The organism is Staphylococcus caprae, from assembly GCF_002902725.1.
Taxonomy (GTDB): Bacteria; Bacillota; Bacilli; order Staphylococcales; family Staphylococcaceae; genus Staphylococcus; species Staphylococcus caprae.
This window is the reverse complement of the sequence record NZ_PPRT01000034.1, coordinates 46,277-65,669: the sequence shown is the minus strand read 5'-3', so window position 1 is coordinate 65,669 and position 19,393 is coordinate 46,277. Positions and strand designations below refer to the sequence as shown.

General features: G+C 34.0%; 17 protein-coding genes. 11 read left to right on the top strand and 6 right to left on the bottom strand.

Features of this window, described 5'->3' with window-relative positions:
* Window positions 1–2 precede the first annotated feature (2 nt).
* The 6 genes from CD155_RS07735 to CD155_RS07710 all read left to right on the top strand — a co-directional run bounded on the left by CD155_RS07735 (window position 3) and on the right by CD155_RS07710 (window position 5,762).
* Window positions 3–1,097, top strand: coding sequence for an ABC transporter ATP-binding protein (locus CD155_RS07735; RefSeq protein WP_002442155.1), 1,095 nt, complete (start codon window positions 3–5; stop codon window positions 1,095–1,097).
* Window positions 1,090–1,893 carry an ABC transporter permease gene (locus CD155_RS07730; RefSeq protein ID WP_070831850.1) on the top strand — a complete coding sequence of 268 codons (804 nt, stop codon included), beginning with the start codon at window positions 1,090–1,092 and terminating at the stop codon, window positions 1,891–1,893. The genes CD155_RS07735 and CD155_RS07730 overlap by 8 nt, the downstream gene beginning before the upstream one ends.
* A 5-nt stretch (window positions 1,894–1,898) precedes the next feature.
* A complete protein-coding gene (locus CD155_RS07725; protein WP_172605839.1) occupies window positions 1,899–2,711 on the top strand; it encodes an ABC transporter permease in 813 nt (270 codons plus the stop codon).
* Window positions 2,708–3,781, top strand: a complete 1,074-nt coding sequence (locus CD155_RS07720; protein WP_044466306.1) for an ABC transporter substrate-binding protein — start codon at window positions 2,708–2,710, stop codon at window positions 3,779–3,781. The genes CD155_RS07725 and CD155_RS07720 overlap by 4 nt, the downstream gene beginning before the upstream one ends.
* Window positions 3,782–3,856: 75 nt before the next feature.
* Window positions 3,857–5,089 carry a lipoteichoic acid stability factor AuxB gene (gene auxB / locus CD155_RS07715; RefSeq protein ID WP_070872917.1) on the top strand — a complete coding sequence of 411 codons (1,233 nt, stop codon included), beginning with the start codon at window positions 3,857–3,859 and terminating at the stop codon, window positions 5,087–5,089.
* A gap of 127 nt (window positions 5,090–5,216) precedes the next feature.
* The gene (locus CD155_RS07710; protein WP_070831841.1) at window positions 5,217–5,762 is read left to right on the top strand and encodes a DUF4064 domain-containing protein; all 546 of its coding nucleotides are present in this window, start codon (window positions 5,217–5,219) and stop codon (window positions 5,760–5,762) included.
* 40 nt (window positions 5,763–5,802) lie between these two features.
* Here CD155_RS07710 and CD155_RS07705 read toward each other — a convergent pair whose 3' ends face one another.
* Together CD155_RS07705 and CD155_RS07700 are read right to left on the bottom strand one after the other, a co-directional pair.
* The gene (locus CD155_RS07705) at window positions 5,803–7,149 is read right to left on the bottom strand and encodes an Nramp family divalent metal transporter (RefSeq protein WP_103212985.1); all 1,347 of its coding nucleotides are present in this window, start codon (window positions 7,147–7,149) and stop codon (window positions 5,803–5,805) included.
* A gap of 139 nt (window positions 7,150–7,288) precedes the next feature.
* A complete protein-coding gene (locus tag CD155_RS07700) occupies window positions 7,289–7,900 on the bottom strand; it encodes a YktB family protein (protein ID WP_037541332.1) in 612 nt (203 codons plus the stop codon).
* 176 nt (window positions 7,901–8,076) lie between these two features.
* On the opposite strand from CD155_RS07700, the gene CD155_RS07695 reads away from it, so the two are divergent.
* Window positions 8,077–8,898 (top strand): inositol monophosphatase family protein, encoded by an 822-nt coding sequence (locus tag CD155_RS07695; RefSeq protein ID WP_002442173.1) that lies wholly within the window; start codon window positions 8,077–8,079, stop codon window positions 8,896–8,898.
* A gap of 174 nt (window positions 8,899–9,072) precedes the next feature.
* Here the strand turns inward: CD155_RS07695 and CD155_RS07690 are convergent, their stop codons facing one another.
* A complete protein-coding gene (locus CD155_RS07690; RefSeq protein ID WP_002442175.1) occupies window positions 9,073–9,264 on the bottom strand; it encodes a DUF5325 family protein in 192 nt (63 codons plus the stop codon).
* 99 nt (window positions 9,265–9,363) lie between these two features.
* Between CD155_RS07690 and typA the strand changes: the two genes are divergently transcribed.
* Entirely contained in the window at window positions 9,364–11,211 is a 1,848-nt protein-coding gene (typA, locus tag CD155_RS07685; RefSeq protein WP_037541334.1) for a translational GTPase TypA, read from the top strand.
* Window positions 11,212–11,450: 239 nt separating this feature from the next.
* Here typA and CD155_RS07680 read toward each other — a convergent pair whose 3' ends face one another.
* Complete coding sequence (locus CD155_RS07680; protein ID WP_103212984.1) at window positions 11,451–11,663, bottom strand: YlaI family protein; 213 nt, start codon at window positions 11,661–11,663, stop codon at window positions 11,451–11,453.
* 1 nt (window position 11,664) lies between these two features.
* Complete coding sequence (locus CD155_RS07675) at window positions 11,665–12,147, bottom strand: hypothetical protein (protein ID WP_103212983.1); 483 nt, start codon at window positions 12,145–12,147, stop codon at window positions 11,665–11,667.
* 144 nt (window positions 12,148–12,291) lie between these two features.
* Between CD155_RS07675 and CD155_RS07670 the strand changes: the two genes are divergently transcribed.
* From CD155_RS07670 to CD155_RS07660, 3 genes are all read left to right on the top strand, one after another.
* Window positions 12,292–12,567: an Fpa/YlaN family protein gene (locus tag CD155_RS07670; RefSeq protein ID WP_002435383.1), complete on the top strand. Its 276-nt coding sequence runs from the start codon at window positions 12,292–12,294 to the stop codon at window positions 12,565–12,567.
* A 329-nt stretch (window positions 12,568–12,896) separates the two neighbouring features.
* Window positions 12,897–14,120 carry a cell division peptidoglycan polymerase FtsW gene (ftsW, locus tag CD155_RS07665; RefSeq protein WP_002442184.1) on the top strand — a complete coding sequence of 408 codons (1,224 nt, stop codon included), beginning with the start codon at window positions 12,897–12,899 and terminating at the stop codon, window positions 14,118–14,120.
* Between the two features lie 387 nt (window positions 14,121–14,507).
* Window positions 14,508–17,957 carry a pyruvate carboxylase gene (locus tag CD155_RS07660; RefSeq protein ID WP_172605838.1) on the top strand — a complete coding sequence of 1,150 codons (3,450 nt, stop codon included), beginning with the start codon at window positions 14,508–14,510 and terminating at the stop codon, window positions 17,955–17,957.
* Between the two features lie 207 nt (window positions 17,958–18,164).
* Here the strand turns inward: CD155_RS07660 and CD155_RS07655 are convergent, their stop codons facing one another.
* The gene (locus CD155_RS07655) at window positions 18,165–19,073 is read right to left on the bottom strand and encodes a COX15/CtaA family protein (RefSeq protein ID WP_037541339.1); all 909 of its coding nucleotides are present in this window, start codon (window positions 19,071–19,073) and stop codon (window positions 18,165–18,167) included.
* Between the last annotated feature and the right edge of the window lie 320 nt (window positions 19,074–19,393).

Sequence of the window (19,393 nt, the reverse complement as noted above, 5' to 3'; positions counted from 1 at the left end):
TCATGAATCCATTACTTTCATTTAAATCTGTGAGTAAAGGTTATGACGGTGTACAAATTTTAGACGAAATAGATATTGATATTGAGTCAGGGCATTTTTATACATTATTAGGGCCTTCAGGCTGTGGTAAGACAACGATATTAAAGTTAATCGCTGGATTCGAATATCCTGATAGTGGTGAAGTTATTTATCAGAATAAACCTATAGGGAAATTACCGCCGAACAAACGTAAAGTGAATACAGTGTTCCAGGATTATGCACTATTTCCACATCTTAACGTTTATGACAATATTGCTTATGGTTTAAAATTAAAAAAACAAAGCAAATCGGAAATAGATAAAAAGGTGACTGAAGCATTAAAATTAGTTAAGTTATCTGGATATGAACAAAGACAAATAGAGGGTATGAGTGGTGGTCAAAAACAACGTGTAGCGATTGCGCGTGCCATTGTCAATGAACCTGAAATTTTGTTACTTGACGAATCTTTATCTGCATTGGATTTGAAATTACGTACAGAAATGCAATATGAATTGAGAGAACTTCAATCTCGTTTAGGTATTACCTTTATATTTGTTACACACGATCAAGAAGAAGCATTAGCACTAAGTGATTATATATTTGTGATGAAAGACGGTAAAATTCAACAATTCGGGACACCTATTGATATTTATGATGAGCCAGTCAATCGTTTTGTTGCTGACTTTATTGGCGAATCTAATATTGTTGAAGGTCGCATGGTTGAAGACTTCGTTGTAAATATTTATGGTCAAGATTTTGAATGTGTAGATATGGGTATTCCAGAAAATAAAAAAGTCGAAGTCGTAATACGTCCTGAAGACATTTCACTCATTGATAAGGAGCAGGGGCTTTTCAAAGCAAGAGTGGATTCTATGTTATTTAGAGGTGTCCATTACGAAATTTGTTGTATCGATAGAAAAGGATACGAGTGGGTGATTCAATCGACTAAGAAAGCTGAAGTTGGCAGTGAAGTAGGTCTATTCTTTGAACCTGAAGCGATTCACATTATGGTGCCAGGTGAGACTGAGGAAGAGTTTGATAAACGAATTGAGAGTTATGAGGATGTAGATAATGCGTAATATCAATAAATTATTAATTATTCCTTATTTATTGTGGATGGTAATATTTATCATCATTCCAGTCATTTTACTTGTATATTTTTCATTTATGGATGTGCATGGCCATTTTAGCTTTACCAACTATGAACAAATTTTCACGATGCGATATTTCAAAATGTTCATAGATTCAATATGGTATGCAATTCTCATTACATTGATTACTTTAGTCGTTAGTTATCCAGCGGCATATTTTATCACGCATTCTAAGTATCAAAATATTTTATTGATGATAATGATTATTCCGACATGGATTAATTTACTGCTGAAGACCTATGCATTTATAGGATTATTAAGTCATGATGGTATTATAAATCAAACACTTCACATCTTTCACTTGCCAGTATTCAATATGCTGTTTACAAGTGGTGCGTTTCTACTTGTTGCAAGTTATATCTATATTCCATTCATGATATTACCAATTTTTAATAGTATGAAAGCAATCCCTAATCATTTATTGCAAGCGTCGAGTGATTTAGGTGCTAGCCCAATGACAACCTTTAGAAAGGTCATTATGCCTTTAACAAAAGAAGGTGTCATGACGGGTATTCAAGTTACATTTATTCCTGCATTGTCGCTGTTTATGATTACTCGACTGATTGCTGGTAATAAAGTTATTAATATCGGAACTTCAATTGAAGAACAATTCTTAACGATTCAAAATTATGGCATGGGTTCAACCATTGCATTGTTCTTAATTATATTTATGGCGTTCATATTAATTGTAACGAAATCTAAATCATCGAATGGGAAGGGGTGAATGACGTGAAGTGGTATGGAAAGTTGTACATAGGAATACTCATCGCAATCTTATATATACCTATTCTATTTTTAATGGTATATTCTTTTAATTCAGCTGGAAATATGATTCATTTTGAGCATTTCACGTTAGAACATTATCAAACGCTTTTCCAAGATGACCGATTAATGTCTGTGATATTTAATACGATTGCCATTGCATTGTTAGCTGCCTCAATCTCAACAGTCATCGGTACCTTTGGTGCGATTGCTTTATACTATTTACGTAACAAGAAATTCAAAGTTACTTTACTGACTTTGAATAACGTACTGATGGTGTCATCAGATGTTGTTATTGGTGCTTCATTTTTAATTATGTTTACAGCAATTGGACATTTTACAGGCTTAGGTTTAGGATTTTCTACAGTTTTAGCATCTCATATAGCATTTTGTATCCCAATCGTGGTGATTATCGTGCTACCGCAACTATATGAGATGAACGATAATATGCTGAATGCTGCTAGAGATTTAGGTGCTAATGAATCGCAATTGTTAAGTAGTGTTATTATCCCTAATATTATGCCTTCCATTATTGGTGGATTTTTCATGTCATTGACTTATTCATTAGATGACTTTACAGTAAGCTTTTTCGTAACAGGAAATGGCTTTAGTGTTTTATCTGTAGAAGTTTACGCGATGGCTAGAAAAGGTATAAGTATGGAGATAAACGCTATTTCTACAATTTTATTTGTAGCTATATTAATAGGCATAATAGGATATTATGCTATTCAACACTTCGTTAAACGACAAAAGATGGTGAAGCGGGGTGTAAATGAATGAAACGATTTTTACAACTCATCATTTCTGCAATAGTCATTGGCGTATTATGTTTAGTTGTAAGTCATTGGTTTAAATCAAAGGAGAACACCCCAACACATGAAAAGATTTATGTTTATAATTGGGGTGAATATATCGATCCTAGTTTAATTAAAAAGTTTGAAAAAGAGACTGGTATACAAGTGGTTTATGAAACATTTGATTCTAATGAAGCAATGGAGGCTAAGATTCGTAATGGTGGTACACATTATGACGTAGCATTCCCAAGTGAGTATACGGTCCAAAAATTAAAACGTTCAAATTTGTTAGTGCCCTTGGATCATAAAAAAATTCCTAATATGAAAAATCTTGATTCAGATTATACGAATATGTCATATGATCCACATAATAAATATTCTTTACCGTATTTCTTTGGTACAGTGGGTATCCTATATAATAAGGAAAAATATCCTCACGCAAACTTTAATAGTTGGAGTGATTTGTATCAATCTAAATATAAAAATGATATTTTATTAGTGGACGGTGCTAGGGAAATCATGGGCATGGGTCTGAATAAACTCGGATATAGTTTAAATGATAAAAACCCTTCCCATATTAAAGAAGCGGAAAAAGATTTAAAAAAATTAGCGCCACAAGTGCGAGGTGTCGTAGGTGATGAAATTACGATGATGCTTCAACAAAACGAAGGTAATATTGCTGTTGTTTGGAGTGGCGTAGCCGCACCTTTAGTACAAGATAATGACAAATTTGATTACGTGATACCTAAAGAAGGTTCTAATCTTTGGTTTGATAACATGGTTATTCCTAAAACAGCACAAAATAAAGAAGGTGCATATAAATTTATGAACTTCTTATTAGATGCGAAAAATAATAAACAGAATACGGAATGGGTAGGCTATGCAACACCTAACAAAGCAGCAAGAAATCAATTGCCTAAAGATGTTAGAGATGATGATAGATTTTATCCTACAAAGAAAGAACAGAATCGCTTAGAGGTATATAAAGATTTAGGACAAAAAACGCTTGGAGATTATAATGAAAGTTTTTTAAATTTCAAAATGTCTCTGAAATAATGTAGAGATAAATGGTAGTTATTTATTCGTTTATCCTATATAATGATTTGATAGTAAAGTAAGGAGTTGTAGCGGATGTCAGGAGAGCAATACACACAAATTAAGCGTCCAGTCAGTCGGCTAACTGAAAAAGTTTTAGGTTGGTTTAGTTGGGTATTCTTACTCATATTGACGATTATAACTATGTTTATTGCACTCGTATCATTTAGTAATGATACGTCAATAGCTAATTTAGAAAGTTCATTAAATAACAATGAGCTGATACAACAAATTTTAGGAAACAATGATTTAAGTACAACTCAATTTGTCATTTGGTTACAAAATGGCGTATGGGCGATTATTGTTTACTTTATCGTTTGTCTATTAATTTCTTTTTTAGCATTAATATCAATGAATATTAGAATTCTTTCAGGTTTCTTATTTCTATTGGCAGCAGTAGTTACGATTCCTTTAGTATTTTTAGTGGTCACTTTAATTATTCCAATTTTATTCTTTATCATCGCAATTATGATGTTTGCTAGAAGGAATAAAGTTGAGACAGTGCCCGCATATTATAACGATGATTATGGTCAACCATACTATGATGAACGTGAATATTATGATCATCACGAACCTCATTCTAGACCTCGAGATGATTATTATGAAGAGGACTATCATCAAGGTTATTACGATGAATATGAACAACCACGAGACGAAAAGGAAAATAGAAATACAAGAAGACAACTTAGAAAAGAACGTCGACAAAAAGAAGCATTTGAAGCGCAACAATATGAACAGCCATATGATAATCATTTAGATCATGACTACGCTAATAGAGAACAGTATGAGGAAACAGATGATAAATATTCACAATTTCCTAAACGTGCTGTAGAAAGTGAATATGCTTCTAGTCAGAATACTGAGGAAGAACCTGAAGTGATGTCTAGACAGGCAAAATATAACAAGAAATCTAAAAAAGCGAATCGCGAAGATCAAATGCAAGAGAATAACTATCAGGATAATGATGATTATAGTTATGGCTATGACGATGGCTACAATAATTATCAGGAACCAATAGAACCTCAAGTTGATCCTAAAGAACTTAAGGCACAGCGGAAGAGAGAAAAAGCTGAAATTCGTGCGAAGAAAAAAGAAAAGAAAAAAGCTTATAATAAACGCATGAAAGAAAAAAGAAAAAATCAACCAAGTGCTGTTAATCAACGTCGAATGAATTATGAAGAGCGACGTCAAATGTTCCATGGTAATCATGATGATGAAGGTACAAAAGAGAACACAACTGAACAAGATGACAATAGTGAAAATAAATAATATTAATCATTGTTAGGCTGGGGCATAATCAATTTATTACCCCAGCCTTTTTTGTATGCATTCGCGATACAACTTAAATTTTAGTATGATTAAGATAAGAAGATTATTTGAGGTGGTGCATAGAATTATGAACAGAAAAACAGAAATCATTTTAGCATGGGTAGCGAATGGGCTAAGTATCATGTACTTACTATTAACAGGGATGTCACTCATTGTTATGAAAAGTAGTGAGAATCAACAACAATATAACGATATACTCAAACAATTCTATGGAAGCGAACAAAATGTTACTCCTGATATTTTATTTGCATCTATGATTATTTCAATTGGCTTTTTAGCCTTTTCTACTTTGCTTGGTGTTGTAGGGGCGTTAATTATCAAAGGACGTAAAAATTTAGCAGGTTGTTTATTTATAGCAGCAGCGATTACAGGAATTGTTACTATGAATCTTATTGCTATGATTTTATGGATTATTGTAGCTGTATTGCTATTTTCTAAAAAAGATAGTCGTCATCAAAGTTACTTTAATAATACGAATGGTACGCAGAATTCAAATGAGCGTCGTAATCTAGCAAACAATGATAATTTAAACCAGAATCATACTCGCCAAGATGAGTGGGACCCAGAAAAAGAACTTAAGGATCGTAAAAAAGATGACCCTTATATATATTAGTTGATTGGACATAAAAAAAGATGGCGTATGCCATCTTTTTTTATAACTCTTGAAACGTTTGAATAATTAAATAAATATTTAATCCACTTAGTATTACAATCAGCGTCCATGAAATAATGTTAACCCACATCTTATTAATAAATGGTCCCATTAATTTCTTATTACTTGTAGCCAATTGAAGCGGTATTAATGAAAAAGGTAACGCTATACTTAAGAATACTTGTGAAAATACTAGTAATTGTTCTATTTTTTCAGCATTACCTCTGAAAATGATTAAACAAATAATAACTGGTATGACTGCAAGCGAACGTGTGATTAGACGACGCATCCAGTTAGGAATGGATAATCTTAAGAATCCTTCCATAACGATTTGTCCTGCTAACGTTCCAGTAATCGTTGAGTTCTGTCCTGATGCTAATAGGGCAACTGCAAATAGTGTACTCATCACACCGCCCATTGCTGCACCTAATGCCGGTTCAGTTTTCAACGCATGATATAAATCATAGAAACCACCTAAATCGTTAGTTTTAGTTCCGAAAAAGAGGGCAGCACCTAGTGTTAGTAATAAACAATTGACTACAAATGCAATAGATAATTGAAGATTTGAATCAATCGTTGCGTATTTAATAGCTTGTGCTTTTTCTTGATTATCATGACGGTTATACTTACGTGATTGCACGATAGATGAATGTAGATATAAATTATGTGGCATGATTGTAGCCCCAATAATACCTAAAGCGATATATAGTATGCCTTGGTTTGTCACAATTTCTTTATGTGGAACAAACCCATTTAGAATATCAGTTAAATGTGGTGAAGAAATAAACACTTCAAACACGAATATTGCTAGAACTGTAAATATTAAAGTACCTACAATGGCTTCAATCTTTCTGAAACCGAAACGCATAATAAATAGTAATAGGAATACATCGAATACTGTGATTAATGCACCAACGATTAGTGGAATGCCGAAAATTAAATCTAAAGCAATCGCACTCCCAATCACTTCGGCGATATCAGTGGCAATGATTGCTAACTCTGCAATAATCCAGAAAACTATCGCAATGGGTTTACTTAAAAAATGACGTGTCATTTGTGCAAGATCTTTACCAGTTGCTATTCCTAATCTTACCGTCATACTTTGTAATAACATCGCTGCCAAACTTGAGATTAAAATCACGAATAGCAAGGTATAACCGTATTGTGCGCCACCTTGCATAGATGTAATCCAATTTCCTGGATCCATGTAACCCACAGCTACTAATAACCCAGGCCCGAGAAATGCTAGAAATTTCTGACTTGCACTACTTTTATGATCAAAATGAATAGTATTATTGATTTCATCTAAGCTTTGATGTTGTTCATAATTGTTGTCTTTTATACTCAATAAACTCACCTCTAAAATCTTATGAAAATATATTAACCTAAACAAAAAGTTAGGTCAACCTAAAAATATTGCATCACATTAAAAAAGCTTGAATAGCATTGTATTAAATACTACTCAAACTTTATAAATCAAAATTATTTTATTGATAAAATTTTAAGAACTGATCAAATGTTTCTTCTACGAATTGTAAGAAAGCTTTGTCGCTTTTCAATCTTTTATCAGAAGGTTCAATTGCTCGTGCTACGAAAAACTCACCTTTTTTTACGTTAATTGCGCGATCAATTGCTTTTTTAAGATCATCTTCACTCATATCTTTAATAAGTGTTTTTTCTGGTTTCATGTGATCTAAACATAAGCTATAGTCGTTAGGTAATGCTTTGATTTTATCAAAATGCTTTTTAAAGATTTTCATTTGCTCGGCTTTATTTTTAGCCTCATGCATGACACCGAACATAATAAATAGTTGATCTCTAAATAATCCAATTTGGAAATGAGGTAACATCTTATAACCACGTTTATTAGGTGCGAATGCGACCCAAGTATCTACAGGTGGGTTCACGCTTCGACGTGCATGTTTCGCTACGTGAGGATAGAATTCTTCACCTGTTTGTGAACTGAAATAATCAGCGAAATAGTCTCCTAATTGATTTAACTGTGGTCTAACATGCTCATTCAGTGCTTCCATTCTATTCTCTAAACCATCAACATCAAATGCTTTAAAATCTTTTGGCGCAAATGTATATTTAGTCATTTTATGCCTCCTCATGTATTGGTTACCGTTATTGTAGCACAAGTATTTATCTATTATCTAAAGTTAGAACCTTACTTATGAGGGTTTCAAATTTTACAATTAAGGTATATCAATATGTATTAATATAATTTTCGAGAAAACATCATGTATAATGTTAAGTAATAGGAGATGATACGATGGCACTATACGATTTTGCTAAAGGTATAATATTAGAGGCTGGGAATAAAGTAAGACATTGGATGAAAGAAGACTTGGATATTGAAACGAAGTCTAATCCTAATGATTTAGTTACAAATGTAGATAAAGCTACTGAAAATTTCCTTTATGAAACAATACACCATAATTATCCAGACCACCGTGTGATAGGGGAAGAAGGGCATGGACATGAATTAACGGATACGAATGGTGTCATTTGGGTCATTGATCCAATTGATGGAACGCTTAACTTTGTACATCAACAAGAAAATTTCGCTATTTCAATTGGGATTTATTATAATGGGGAACCTTATGCTGGTTTTGTTTACGATGTCATGAAGGATGTTCTGTATCATACAAAGGTTGGAGAAGGTGCCTATGAAAATACTCATCTACTTAAGCCTCTAGAAGATACTGAACTTAAAACAAGTATCATTGGAATCAATCCTAATTGGTTAACCAAACCGATTATGGGCAAGATATTTATGCCAATTGTAAATGATGCAAGAAGTGCACGTGCTTATGGAAGTGCTGCACTCGAAATTATAAGTGTGGCTAAAGGACAACTCGCTGCATATCTCACTCCAAGATTGCAACCATGGGACTATGCCGGTGGTTTGATGATTTTGAATGAAGTTGGAGGAATAGGTACAAACTTATTAGGTGACCCATTGGAAATGAATCGACCTAATTCTATAGTAATGGCAAATAAACAATTACATGACCAAATATTAAATCAATATTTAAGTGAGTTTAAAGAGACCATCGCGTCGCATCATGAAAAGCGATTTGGTAGAAAATAATGGAAAAGACGACAAGACACAACGTTTTGTTTTGAAAATGATAAATGAAATCTTGAAATAAAATGAGCTCCTAAAATGAAAGTGAATATCCTTCATTTTAGGAGCTATTATGCTTATATTAATGGTCTAGCCAGTTTGTAACATGATTCAAAATAAATTAATCAGATGATTTCTTTATAGCCAATTATTTTCACGGTATTTCTTTTTAACTGTGAAGCCAACGCCAAATGTTGCAATGAGTAGTATAAATGTTAAAATCATCATTGGAACATTTGCAGCGCCTACTGCAAAGCTAAATAAAGTTAAGAAAACGACTGCTAAAATAGAGAACACCCAGAAGATGCCTTTTGATTTTTTTTGTTGCATCCCATACCCCACCTTTTACTTATCTTTTCACTAATATATGATATAATAAAACAGTTGTAATTAAAAGTGGGAGTTTACTCAAGAAAGGAAATTTATAAAATGACTAATTTAAGAGAAGATGTTCGTAATATAGCGATTATTGCGCACGTTGACCATGGTAAAACAACTTTAGTAGATGAGTTGCTTAAACAGTCTGGTATTTTCAGAGAGAATGAACATGTCGACGAACGTGCAATGGATTCAAACGATTTAGAAAGAGAACGTGGTATTACGATTCTTGCTAAAAATACGGCGATTGATTATAAGGGCACACGTATTAATATATTAGATACACCTGGACACGCCGATTTCGGTGGGGAAGTTGAACGTATCATGAAAATGGTAGACGGTGTTGTGCTTGTTGTCGATGCTTATGAAGGTACAATGCCTCAAACACGCTTTGTGCTTAAAAAAGCATTAGAGCAAAACTTAAAACCTGTAGTAGTTGTAAATAAAATCGATAAACCTGCTGCACGACCAGAAGGTGTAGTAGATGAAGTATTAGACTTATTTATCGAATTAGAAGCAAATGATGAACAATTAGACTTCCCAGTTGTTTATGCATCAGCAGTAAATGGTACAGCAAGTCTTGAGTCAGATAAACAAGATGAAAATATGCAATCTCTTTATGAAACAATTATTGATTATGTACCTGCACCTGTTGACAATCATGATGAGCCATTACAATTCCAAGTTGCATTATTAGACTATAATGACTACGTTGGCCGTATTGGTATTGGACGTGTATTCAGAGGTAAGATGCGTGTTGGTGATAATGTCTCATTAATTAAATTAGATGGGTCTATTAAGAACTTCCGTGTAACTAAAATCTTTGGTTATTTCGGATTAAAACGTGAAGAAATTGAAGAAGCACAAGCAGGCGACTTGATTGCTGTATCAGGAATGGAAGACATTAACGTTGGTGAAACAGTTACACCACATGATCATCAAGAAGCGTTACCTGTATTACGTATTGATGAACCAACACTTGAAATGACTTTCCGTGTTAATAACTCACCATTCGCTGGTCGTGAAGGTGACTACGTAACTGCACGTCAAATTCAAGAAAGATTAGAACAACAACTTGAAACAGACGTTTCATTAAAGGTTACACCAACAGACCAACCAGATGCATGGGTTGTAGCTGGACGTGGTGAATTACATTTATCAATCTTAATTGAAAACATGAGACGTGAAGGTTTCGAATTACAAGTTTCTAAACCTCAAGTTATCTTACGAGAAATTGATGGCGTATTAAGTGAACCATTTGAACGTGTACAGTGTGAGGTTCCTTCAGAAAATGCCGGTGCAGTTATCGAATCATTAGGTGCACGTAAAGGTGAAATGTTAGACATGTTGACAACAGATAATGGTCTAACTCGTTTAATCTTTATGGTTCCAGCGCGTGGTATGATTGGTTATACAACTGAATTCATGTCTATGACACGTGGTTATGGTATTATCAACCATACTTTCGAAGAATTCAGACCTCGTGTTAAAGCTCAAATTGGTGGACGTCGTAATGGTGCATTGATTTCAATGGACCAAGGACAAGCAACATCATATGCGATTATTAACTTAGAAGACCGTGGTGTAAACTTTATGGAACCAGGTACAGAAGTTTATGAAGGTATGATCGTTGGTGAGCATAATCGTGAAAATGACTTAACAGTTAATATCACTAAAGCGAAACATCAAACTAACGTACGTTCAGCAACGAAAGACCAAACACAAACAATGAATCGTCCTAGAATTTTAACGCTTGAAGAAGCGCTACAATTTATCAATGACGATGAGTTAGTAGAGGTAACACCAGAAAGTATTAGATTAAGAAAGAAAATCTTAAATAAATCTGCACGTGAAAAAGAAGCAAAACGTGTTAAACAAATGATGCAAGAAGATCAATAAGATATAGAAGAGGCTGAGACATAATCAAATGTCTCAGCCTTCTTAACATATTGGCAGTAGATGTCTGAATTGAAAGTTCGCTTATATCAAGCTTCTTTCAATCCTAGCCATCCTTGCCGGCGGGGCCCCAATATAGAGAATTTCTTAAAAAGAAATTCTACAAACAATGCAAGTTGGGAGAGGGACAACGAAAATAATTTTGCTAAATTATATTTCTGTCCCTCTCCCCCTTTTTTCAGTTACGATTCATTATTATTTTGTGAGTTACTATCTTGCTTTTGAGGATTCTCATTGATCACTTGTGGTTGTCGTTGCTTAGGCGTGTCTAAACGACTCTTACAATCATCACACATAAAAGTGCGAATAGGGTTATTTCTTAGACGTTTAGCTTCCAAAGTATTCTCATCTATGAATACTTTAGTTTCACAAATGATACATTGAACTTCTAACACATTAAATCACCTCAATATGAGTTACATATTTAAATTCATATGTATACCCTTCTTCAGGAATGTAAACAAAGCTATCTACTGCGTTATCGTTGTATAAACGTTTGCCATCTTTTGCGAATTGGAAGAATAAATATGGTAATAAATCCATTGGTACTTCAATAGAATGCTCTTCATTATATAATTTAATCGCTTTTGCTTCTTGATGTGGTTCAGCATTTTTGAAAAATGGAGTCATATTAATCACAAATGTACCTTCTAGAACTGAACGTTTTTTATATTTAATTTCAGAATCAAGCGTAGGCGGATTTGTTTGTCCTTCTAGAATTGCTCGATTCCATTCAGTGTTATCTTCAAACTTAACTGGACGAGTACCGTCGAATACCCCACGTTCTAAATCGTCGATACTTACCTTTCTGTCATCAAAAATCCAAGTTGTACTATCTAATGAGATAGGGAACTTGACTGCGCCTTTAATTTGAATCATATATGCCCACTCCCTAATTTTTTATCTTCAATTATTTTAACATAAATTCATACCGACTTAATTCAAATTCACTTGCTTTTTAATATCTATTAAGATAAACTTCTAATGTGAAGATATTAATTGAAATGATAGGGGGAATATGTCATGGCTAACCAATCGAAATTAAATAATGCGGCATATGACCAGTTGAATAAAGATGCGGATAGAATTTTACATCTAATTAAAGTTCAAATGGATAACTTAACTTTACCTTCTTGTCCGCTTTATGAAGAAGTGCTAGATACTCAAATGTTTGGCCTTCAAAAAGAGGTTGATTTTGCTGTTCAACTTGGTTTAGTTGATAAAGAAGATGGTAAGCAATTAATGTTAAGACTGGAAAAAGAACTTTCTAAATTACATGAAGCTTTCACAAACGTTTAATGTTTTATTTATCATAGATAACATAACGCACTTATTTAAAGTGTCGAAATAATTGCGTTGATTTAATATATAATCGCGACCACGTATAAACATCCATTGTACATATACGTTATCGTATCAGTGACTGAGATGGTATCTAATTCGATATCTTGCTCAGTCATTTTTGTTTAATTGTTTTTAAAATAAATGCGCATTTAACCTAATAATATTTGTTAATTCTAAGGATTCAAGTATATAATAGGTAAGACAGCTTTTTAAAAAGTGAAGATAAATTTACTAAGTCAACGAAGTGATTAACTTTAAAAATTTAGAATTGGATGATCTAGTATATGAATAATTTTAAAAATATAATGCGGTATATTGGAAAAACTTCTAAATTTATCGATTATCCATTGTTGGTTACATATGTAGTCCTTTGTTTGATTGGATTAGTAATGGTTTATAGTGCAAGTATGGTCGCTGCGACTAAAGGTACCTTAACCGGTGGTGTAGCCGTTTCTGGAACGTACTTTTATAATAGACAGCTACTGTACGTCATTATGAGTTTCGCCATCGTATTCTTTATGGCATTCATCATGAATGTGAAAATCCTGAAGAAACCTAATGTTCAAAAGGGAATGATGATTGGTATATTCCTACTTTTACTTTTAACATTAGTTATTGGTAAAAATATCAATGGTTCTAAAAGTTGGATTAATTTAGGATTTATGAACCTACAAGCATCAGAGTTACTTAAAATTGCCATTATTCTTTACATACCTTTTATGATTGAAAAGAAAATGCCGGCAGTGAGACAAAACATCAAGTTAATCTTAGGTCCAATTCTATTTGTAGTAACATGTCTGGTACTTGTACTTTTCCAAAAAGACGTCGGACAAACAATGTTAATACTGATTATATTTTTCTCTATCATTTTCTATTCTGGCATCGGTGTACAGAACATGTTGAAATGGGGAATATTAGTATTTATAGGCTTTGTTATCATTGCCACCTTTATGTTGATTTTACACATGGTTCCAAGTTACTTAGAGGCGCGTTTTAGCACATTAACTAATCCATTTGGTCAGGAATCTGGTACGGGTTATCATATTTCTAACTCGTTAATGGCAATAGGTAATGGAGGCTTATTCGGACGTGGACTTGGCAACAGTATAATGAAACTAGGGTATCTACCTGAACCACATACCGATTTTATTTTCGCAGTCATCTGTGAGGAATTAGGTCTTGTGGGTGGATTAATCGTTATTATTTTAGAATATTTCATTGTATATCGTGCGTTCCAATTAGCGAATAAAACACCTTCACATTTCTATAAATTAGTATGTGTCGGTATCGCAAGTTATATTGGAAGTCAGACATTTGTAAACATTGGTGGTATTTCTGCGACGATTCCGTTAACAGGTGTCCCGTTACCATTTATTAGTTTTGGTGGTTCAGCTATGATTAGTTTAAGTATTGCGATGGGACTTTTATTAATTACCGCTAAACAAATCAAACAAGATGATAAACGTCTTAAACAACGTAAAATCGATATCAAACGCCGTTATAATTGAATATAAAAGAGAGACAATCTATTGAAGTTGTGTCCTTACTATGTAGGAATCACTTCTCTATAGGTTGTCTTTTTTTGTCTATAAACTAAATTAGACTGGTGAAAATTTTAAAATTCTGTAAAGGAAAGATGTCAAACTAGCATATGAGAAATATAGATGATAATATTAAGTTATCAATAGTAATAAGTTTTATTGAAGTTAAATCATAAACATGATCGTTATTTCATTTTGAAGTGGTGGGAAAATTTTTGATTCAACAAAATGTTACAAAACGATAAATTGTTTTTAACTTTGTAAATTACTATAGAATTATTCAAGCATTTAAGATAAAATTTTATTATCTAATTAGTTAGAAAATTCAAAATATTACGAGGGGTGTCTCAGCTTTTGAAACATATAAAGAAGTTACTTGTTGCTAACCGTGGTGAAATTGCCATTAGGATTTTTAGAGCAGCAGCAGAATTAAATATCAGTACAGTAGCAATATATTCTAATGAAGATAAAAGTTCATTACATAGATATAAGGCAGATGAGTCCTATCTCGTTGGTAGTGATTTAGGTCCTGCTGAAAGTTATTTAAATATTGAACGAATTATCGAGGTAGCAAAACGTGCAGGTGTCGATGCGATTCACCCTGGGTATGGTTTTCTAAGTGAGAATGAACAATTTGCGCGTCGTTGTGCAGAAGAAGGTATTAAGTTTATCGGTCCTCATTTAGAACATTTAGATATGTTTGGAGATAAAGTTAAGGCAAGAACAACAGCCATTCGCGCCAATTTACCTGTGATTCCAGGTACTGATGGGCCAATTGAAAGCTTTGAAGCGGCACAGCAATTTGCTCTTGAAGCTGGTTTTCCACTGATGATTAAAGCTACAAGTGGTGGCGGTGGTAAAGGGATGCGTATTGTTCGTGAAGAGAGTGAACTTGAAGATGCCTTTCACCGTGCTAAGTCAGAAGCTGAAAAGTCTTTCGGCAATAGCGAAGTTTATATTGAGAGATACATTGATAATCCGAAACATATTGAAGTGCAAGTAATTGGTGACGAACAAGGTAACATCATACATTTATATGAAAGAGATTGTTCGGTACAACGACGCCATCAGAAAGTTGTAGAAGTCGCACCTTCAGTTGGTTTATCGGAAAGTTTGAGAGAACGTATTTGTGAAGCGGCTATTCAACTCATGGAGAATATTAAATATGTCAATGCTGGGACAGTTGAATTTTTAGTTTCAGGCGATGAATTCTTCTTCATAGAGGTGAATCCACGTGTTCAAGTTGAACATACTATTACTGAAATGATTACGGGAATTGACATTGTTAAAACACAAATCTTAGTTGCTGATGGCGAATCGTTATTTGGTGAGAGAATAGCAATGCCACAACAACAAGATATCCAAACACTTGGGTATGCAATTCAATGTCGTATTACAACAGAAGACCCAACCAATGATTTCATGCCTGATTCAGGTACAATTATCGCTTATCGTTCAAGTGGTGGTTTTGGTGTAAGATTAGATGCTGGTGATGGTTTCCAAGGTGCTGAAATCTCTCCTTATTACGATTCATTACTTGTTAAACTCTCTACGCATGCATTTTCATTTAAGCAAGCCGAAGAGAAGATGGAACGTTCATTACGTGAAATGCGTATCCGTGGTGTGAAAACGAACATACCTTTCTTAATTAATGTGATGCGTAACGATAAATTCAGAAGTGGCGATTATACAACTAAATTTATAGAAGAAACGCCAGAACTATTTGATATTGCACCGACGCTTGATAGAGGTACGAAGACACTGGAATATATTGGGAATGTGACGATTAACGGTTTCCCTAATGTAGCGCAACGTCTTAAACCAGATTATGAATCTACTTCTATACCTAAAGTGTCTCAAGAGCGTATCAATCATTTATCTGGTACGAAACAAATTCTAGATGAACAGGGCCCTAAAGGCGTAGCAGATTGGGTTAGAGCACAAGAAGATGTATTAATTACGGATACAACTTTTAGAGATGCACATCAATCTTTACTAGCTACACGTGTAAGAACGAAAGATATGATGAATATCGCCTCTAAAACGGCTGAAGTATTTAAAGATAGCTTTTCTTTAGAGATGTGGGGCGGTGCAACATTTGACGTTGCTTATAATTTCTTAAAGGAAAATCCATGGGAACGTCTTGAACGTCTACGTAAAGCAATCCCAAATGTATTATTCCAAATGCTTTTACGTGCATCCAATGCAGTAGGATATAAAAATTATCCTGATAACGTCATTAAAAAGTTTGTAGAGGAAAGTGCTAAAGCAGGCGTAGATGTATTCCGTATATTTGATTCATTAAACTGGGTAGATCAAATGAAAGTCGCAAACGAGGCCGTTCAAGAAGCAGGTAAAATTTCTGAAGGTGCAATTTGTTATACTGGAGATATTTTAAATGTTGAACGTTCTAATATTTATACATTAGATTATTATGTGAATATGGCTAAAGAACTCGAGAGAGAAGGGTTCCATATTTTAGCAATTAAAGATATGGCAGGCCTACTGAAACCAAAAGCAGCGAATGAGTTAATTGGAGAATTACGATCAGCAGTCGATTTACCAATTCATCTGCATACACATGATACGAGTGGAAATGGCTTACTCACGTATAAACAAGCGATTGATGCAGGTGTTGATATTATTGATACAGCTGTCGCGTCTATGAGCGGGTTAACAAGTCAGCCTAGCGCAAACTCTCTTTACTACGCATTGAATGGGTTCCCTCGTAATTTAAGAACAGACATTGAAGGATTAGAAGAACTGAGCCATTATTGGGCAACAGTTCGTCCATATTATACGGACTTTGAAAGTGACATAAAATCACCTAATACTGAAATTTACCAACATGAAATGCCAGGCGGACAGTATTCAAATTTAAGTCAACAAGCTAAAAGTTTAGGCTTAGGAGAGCGTTTCGATGAAGTTAAAGATATGTATCGTAGAGTGAATTTCTTATTTGGAGATATTGTAAAGGTGACACCATCTTCTAAAGTGGTCGGTGATATGGCACTCTACATGGTACAGAATGATTTGGATGAATCGTCAGTACTTAGCGAAGGTCATAAACTTGATTTCCCTGAATCGGTAGTCTCATTCTTTAAAGGAGAAATTGGTCAACCGGTAAACGGATTTAATCAAAAGTTACAAGATGTCATTCTTAAAGGACAAGTTCCACTTACTGAAAGACCAGGAGAATATTTAGAGCCTGTGGACTTTGAAGCAATTCGTGAAGCGTTAGCTGAGAAACAACATGATGAAGTGACTGAGCAAGATGTGATTAGCTATGTCTTATATCCAAAGGTTTATGAGCAATATATTCAAACGAAAGCTCAATATGGTGATTTATCGTTATTAGATACACCAACATTCTTATTTGGTATGCGTAATGGTGAAACAGTAGAAATTGAAATTGATACTGGTAAACGTTTAATTATTAAACTTGAAACGATTAGTGAACCTGATGAAAATGGTAATCGTACCATTTATTACGCAATGAATGGTCAAGCACGTCGTATCTATATTAAAGATGAAAATGTAAAGACGAATGCAAATGTAAAACCAAAAGCTGATAAAACGAATCCTAGTCATATTGGGGCACAAATGCCTGGTTCAGTAACAGAAGTAAAAGTATCTGTAGGCGATGAAGTAAAAGCAAATCAACCATTGTTGATTACTGAAGCGATGAAGATGGAAACTACTATACAAGCGCCATTTGATGGTGTAATTAAACAAGTGAATGTAGTCAGTGGCGATGCGATTGCGACAGGCGATTTACTCGTTGAAATAGAAAAGCTATTATAACATGCCCGCCCGTCCAATTGTGTGACAATACGTCAGTTTACACAATTGGGCGGGCTTCTGTATTCGCCAACGATAACGGTTTGGTACTTCAGCATAGATAAATACGCGCCCTTCAAGGATAATTTACGTGAGTATACCTTGAAGGGCGCGTATTTATGATGTGTAATAGCTTATGAACTTTAGTGTGTGTTTGTTCGATAAATGAGACTACTTCATACTGCGAGTTGTTCTTAACATCAACAAGATGAAGTAAGCGATCATACCGAATAAGAATGTAATAAACAATGCATGGAATAATGCAACGATTAAATTCACATTCGTAATCACTGATAATGCACCAGTAATGACTTGTAAAATAACTAAAATAAACGCTGCTGTATAGCCATATCTTACAGTACGATTATCTGAATAATTCTTAATCGCGTGAATAAATGTGAACATAATCCACATGAAAGTAATAAACGCCATACCTCTATGTGCAAACTGTACCCAGTCATGTGCGTTATGAGGCACAATATCATTGAAAGGTACAGGCCAAGCACCGTAAGCAAGACTTGATTTCGTATGTCTTACCAATGCACCCGTATAAATTGTAAGATAGACAATAATGGCCATTAACCATGTCAACGTACGAAGTGGCTTTTTAATAAATAATTCATCAGCTTCATATTTCTGGTCGACAGAGAATATAATTAAAGTCATTACAAATACAGATGAAAAACTAATTAAAGAAATACCGAAATGTAATGCTAGGACATATGCATTTTGTTGCCATATCACGGCGGCAGCTCCAATAAGTGCTTGGATAAGTAAGAAAGCAACACTGATGATTGAAAGTGGTTTTATTTCTTTAATATACCCAATATTCTTCCATGCTGTAATTACTAACCAAAGGACAACAATAAGAGAAAGACCTGATACTGCTCTATGACTAAGCTCAATAATTGTATGAATTGGTAAGTTCTGAGGAAGAAGTGCACCATTACATAATGGCCATGATGAACCACAGCCATCTTCTGATCCTGTTTTAGTTACGAGGGCGCCACCTAATTGAACAAAGGTCATAATAATCGTAGCTAAAACACCTAACCATTTAAGGTTTTGCTTTCTAAACAATGATAAACACCCCATCATTAACTAAAGTACTCACTTTTAAACGATATGTAGAAACTAGCTTTATTATCAATTAAACGATGAGTTTAACTTCAAAGTTAAGCCTTAAACTACTTCATGAGACACTTGTGATGACACTTGATGATTCAGTACTTTAGATTAATGTACATATTTTTACTTTTAACCTATTATAACAAGAATACCATTTTTAATTGTGTCACAAAATCGACGATTTATAATGTCGCTAAAGTGTCACAATTTAATTTTATAAAACCTAGTCTTTTAATAAAAATTGCTATATCATTGTACTATATGAAAAATTC

Bases quoted from the DNA above. Each gene is read 5' to 3' on its own strand.
- CD155_RS07720 (WP_044466306.1), top strand. From the start codon at position 2,708: ATGAAACGATTTTTACAACTCATCATTTCTGCAATAGTCATTGGCGTA.
- CD155_RS07690 (WP_002442175.1), bottom strand. From the start codon at position 9,264: ATGCAACAAAAAAAATCAAAAGGCATCTTCTGGGTGTTCTCTATTTTA.
- CD155_RS07710 (WP_070831841.1), top strand. From the start codon at position 5,217: ATGAACAGAAAAACAGAAATCATTTTAGCATGGGTAGCGAATGGGCTA.
- CD155_RS07670 (WP_002435383.1), top strand. From the start codon at position 12,292: ATGGCTAACCAATCGAAATTAAATAATGCGGCATATGACCAGTTGAAT.
- CD155_RS07695 (WP_002442173.1), top strand. From the start codon at position 8,077: ATGGCACTATACGATTTTGCTAAAGGTATAATATTAGAGGCTGGGAAT.
- CD155_RS07735 (WP_002442155.1), top strand. From the start codon at position 3: ATGAATCCATTACTTTCATTTAAATCTGTGAGTAAAGGTTATGACGGT.
- auxB (WP_070872917.1), top strand. From the start codon at position 3,857: ATGTCAGGAGAGCAATACACACAAATTAAGCGTCCAGTCAGTCGGCTA.
- CD155_RS07675 (WP_103212983.1), bottom strand. From the start codon at position 12,147: ATGATTCAAATTAAAGGCGCAGTCAAGTTCCCTATCTCATTAGATAGT.
- CD155_RS07700 (WP_037541332.1), bottom strand. From the start codon at position 7,900: ATGACTAAATATACATTTGCGCCAAAAGATTTTAAAGCATTTGATGTT.
- typA (WP_037541334.1), top strand. From the start codon at position 9,364: ATGACTAATTTAAGAGAAGATGTTCGTAATATAGCGATTATTGCGCAC.
- ftsW (WP_002442184.1), top strand. From the start codon at position 12,897: ATGAATAATTTTAAAAATATAATGCGGTATATTGGAAAAACTTCTAAA.
- CD155_RS07730 (WP_070831850.1), top strand. From the start codon at position 1,090: ATGCGTAATATCAATAAATTATTAATTATTCCTTATTTATTGTGGATG.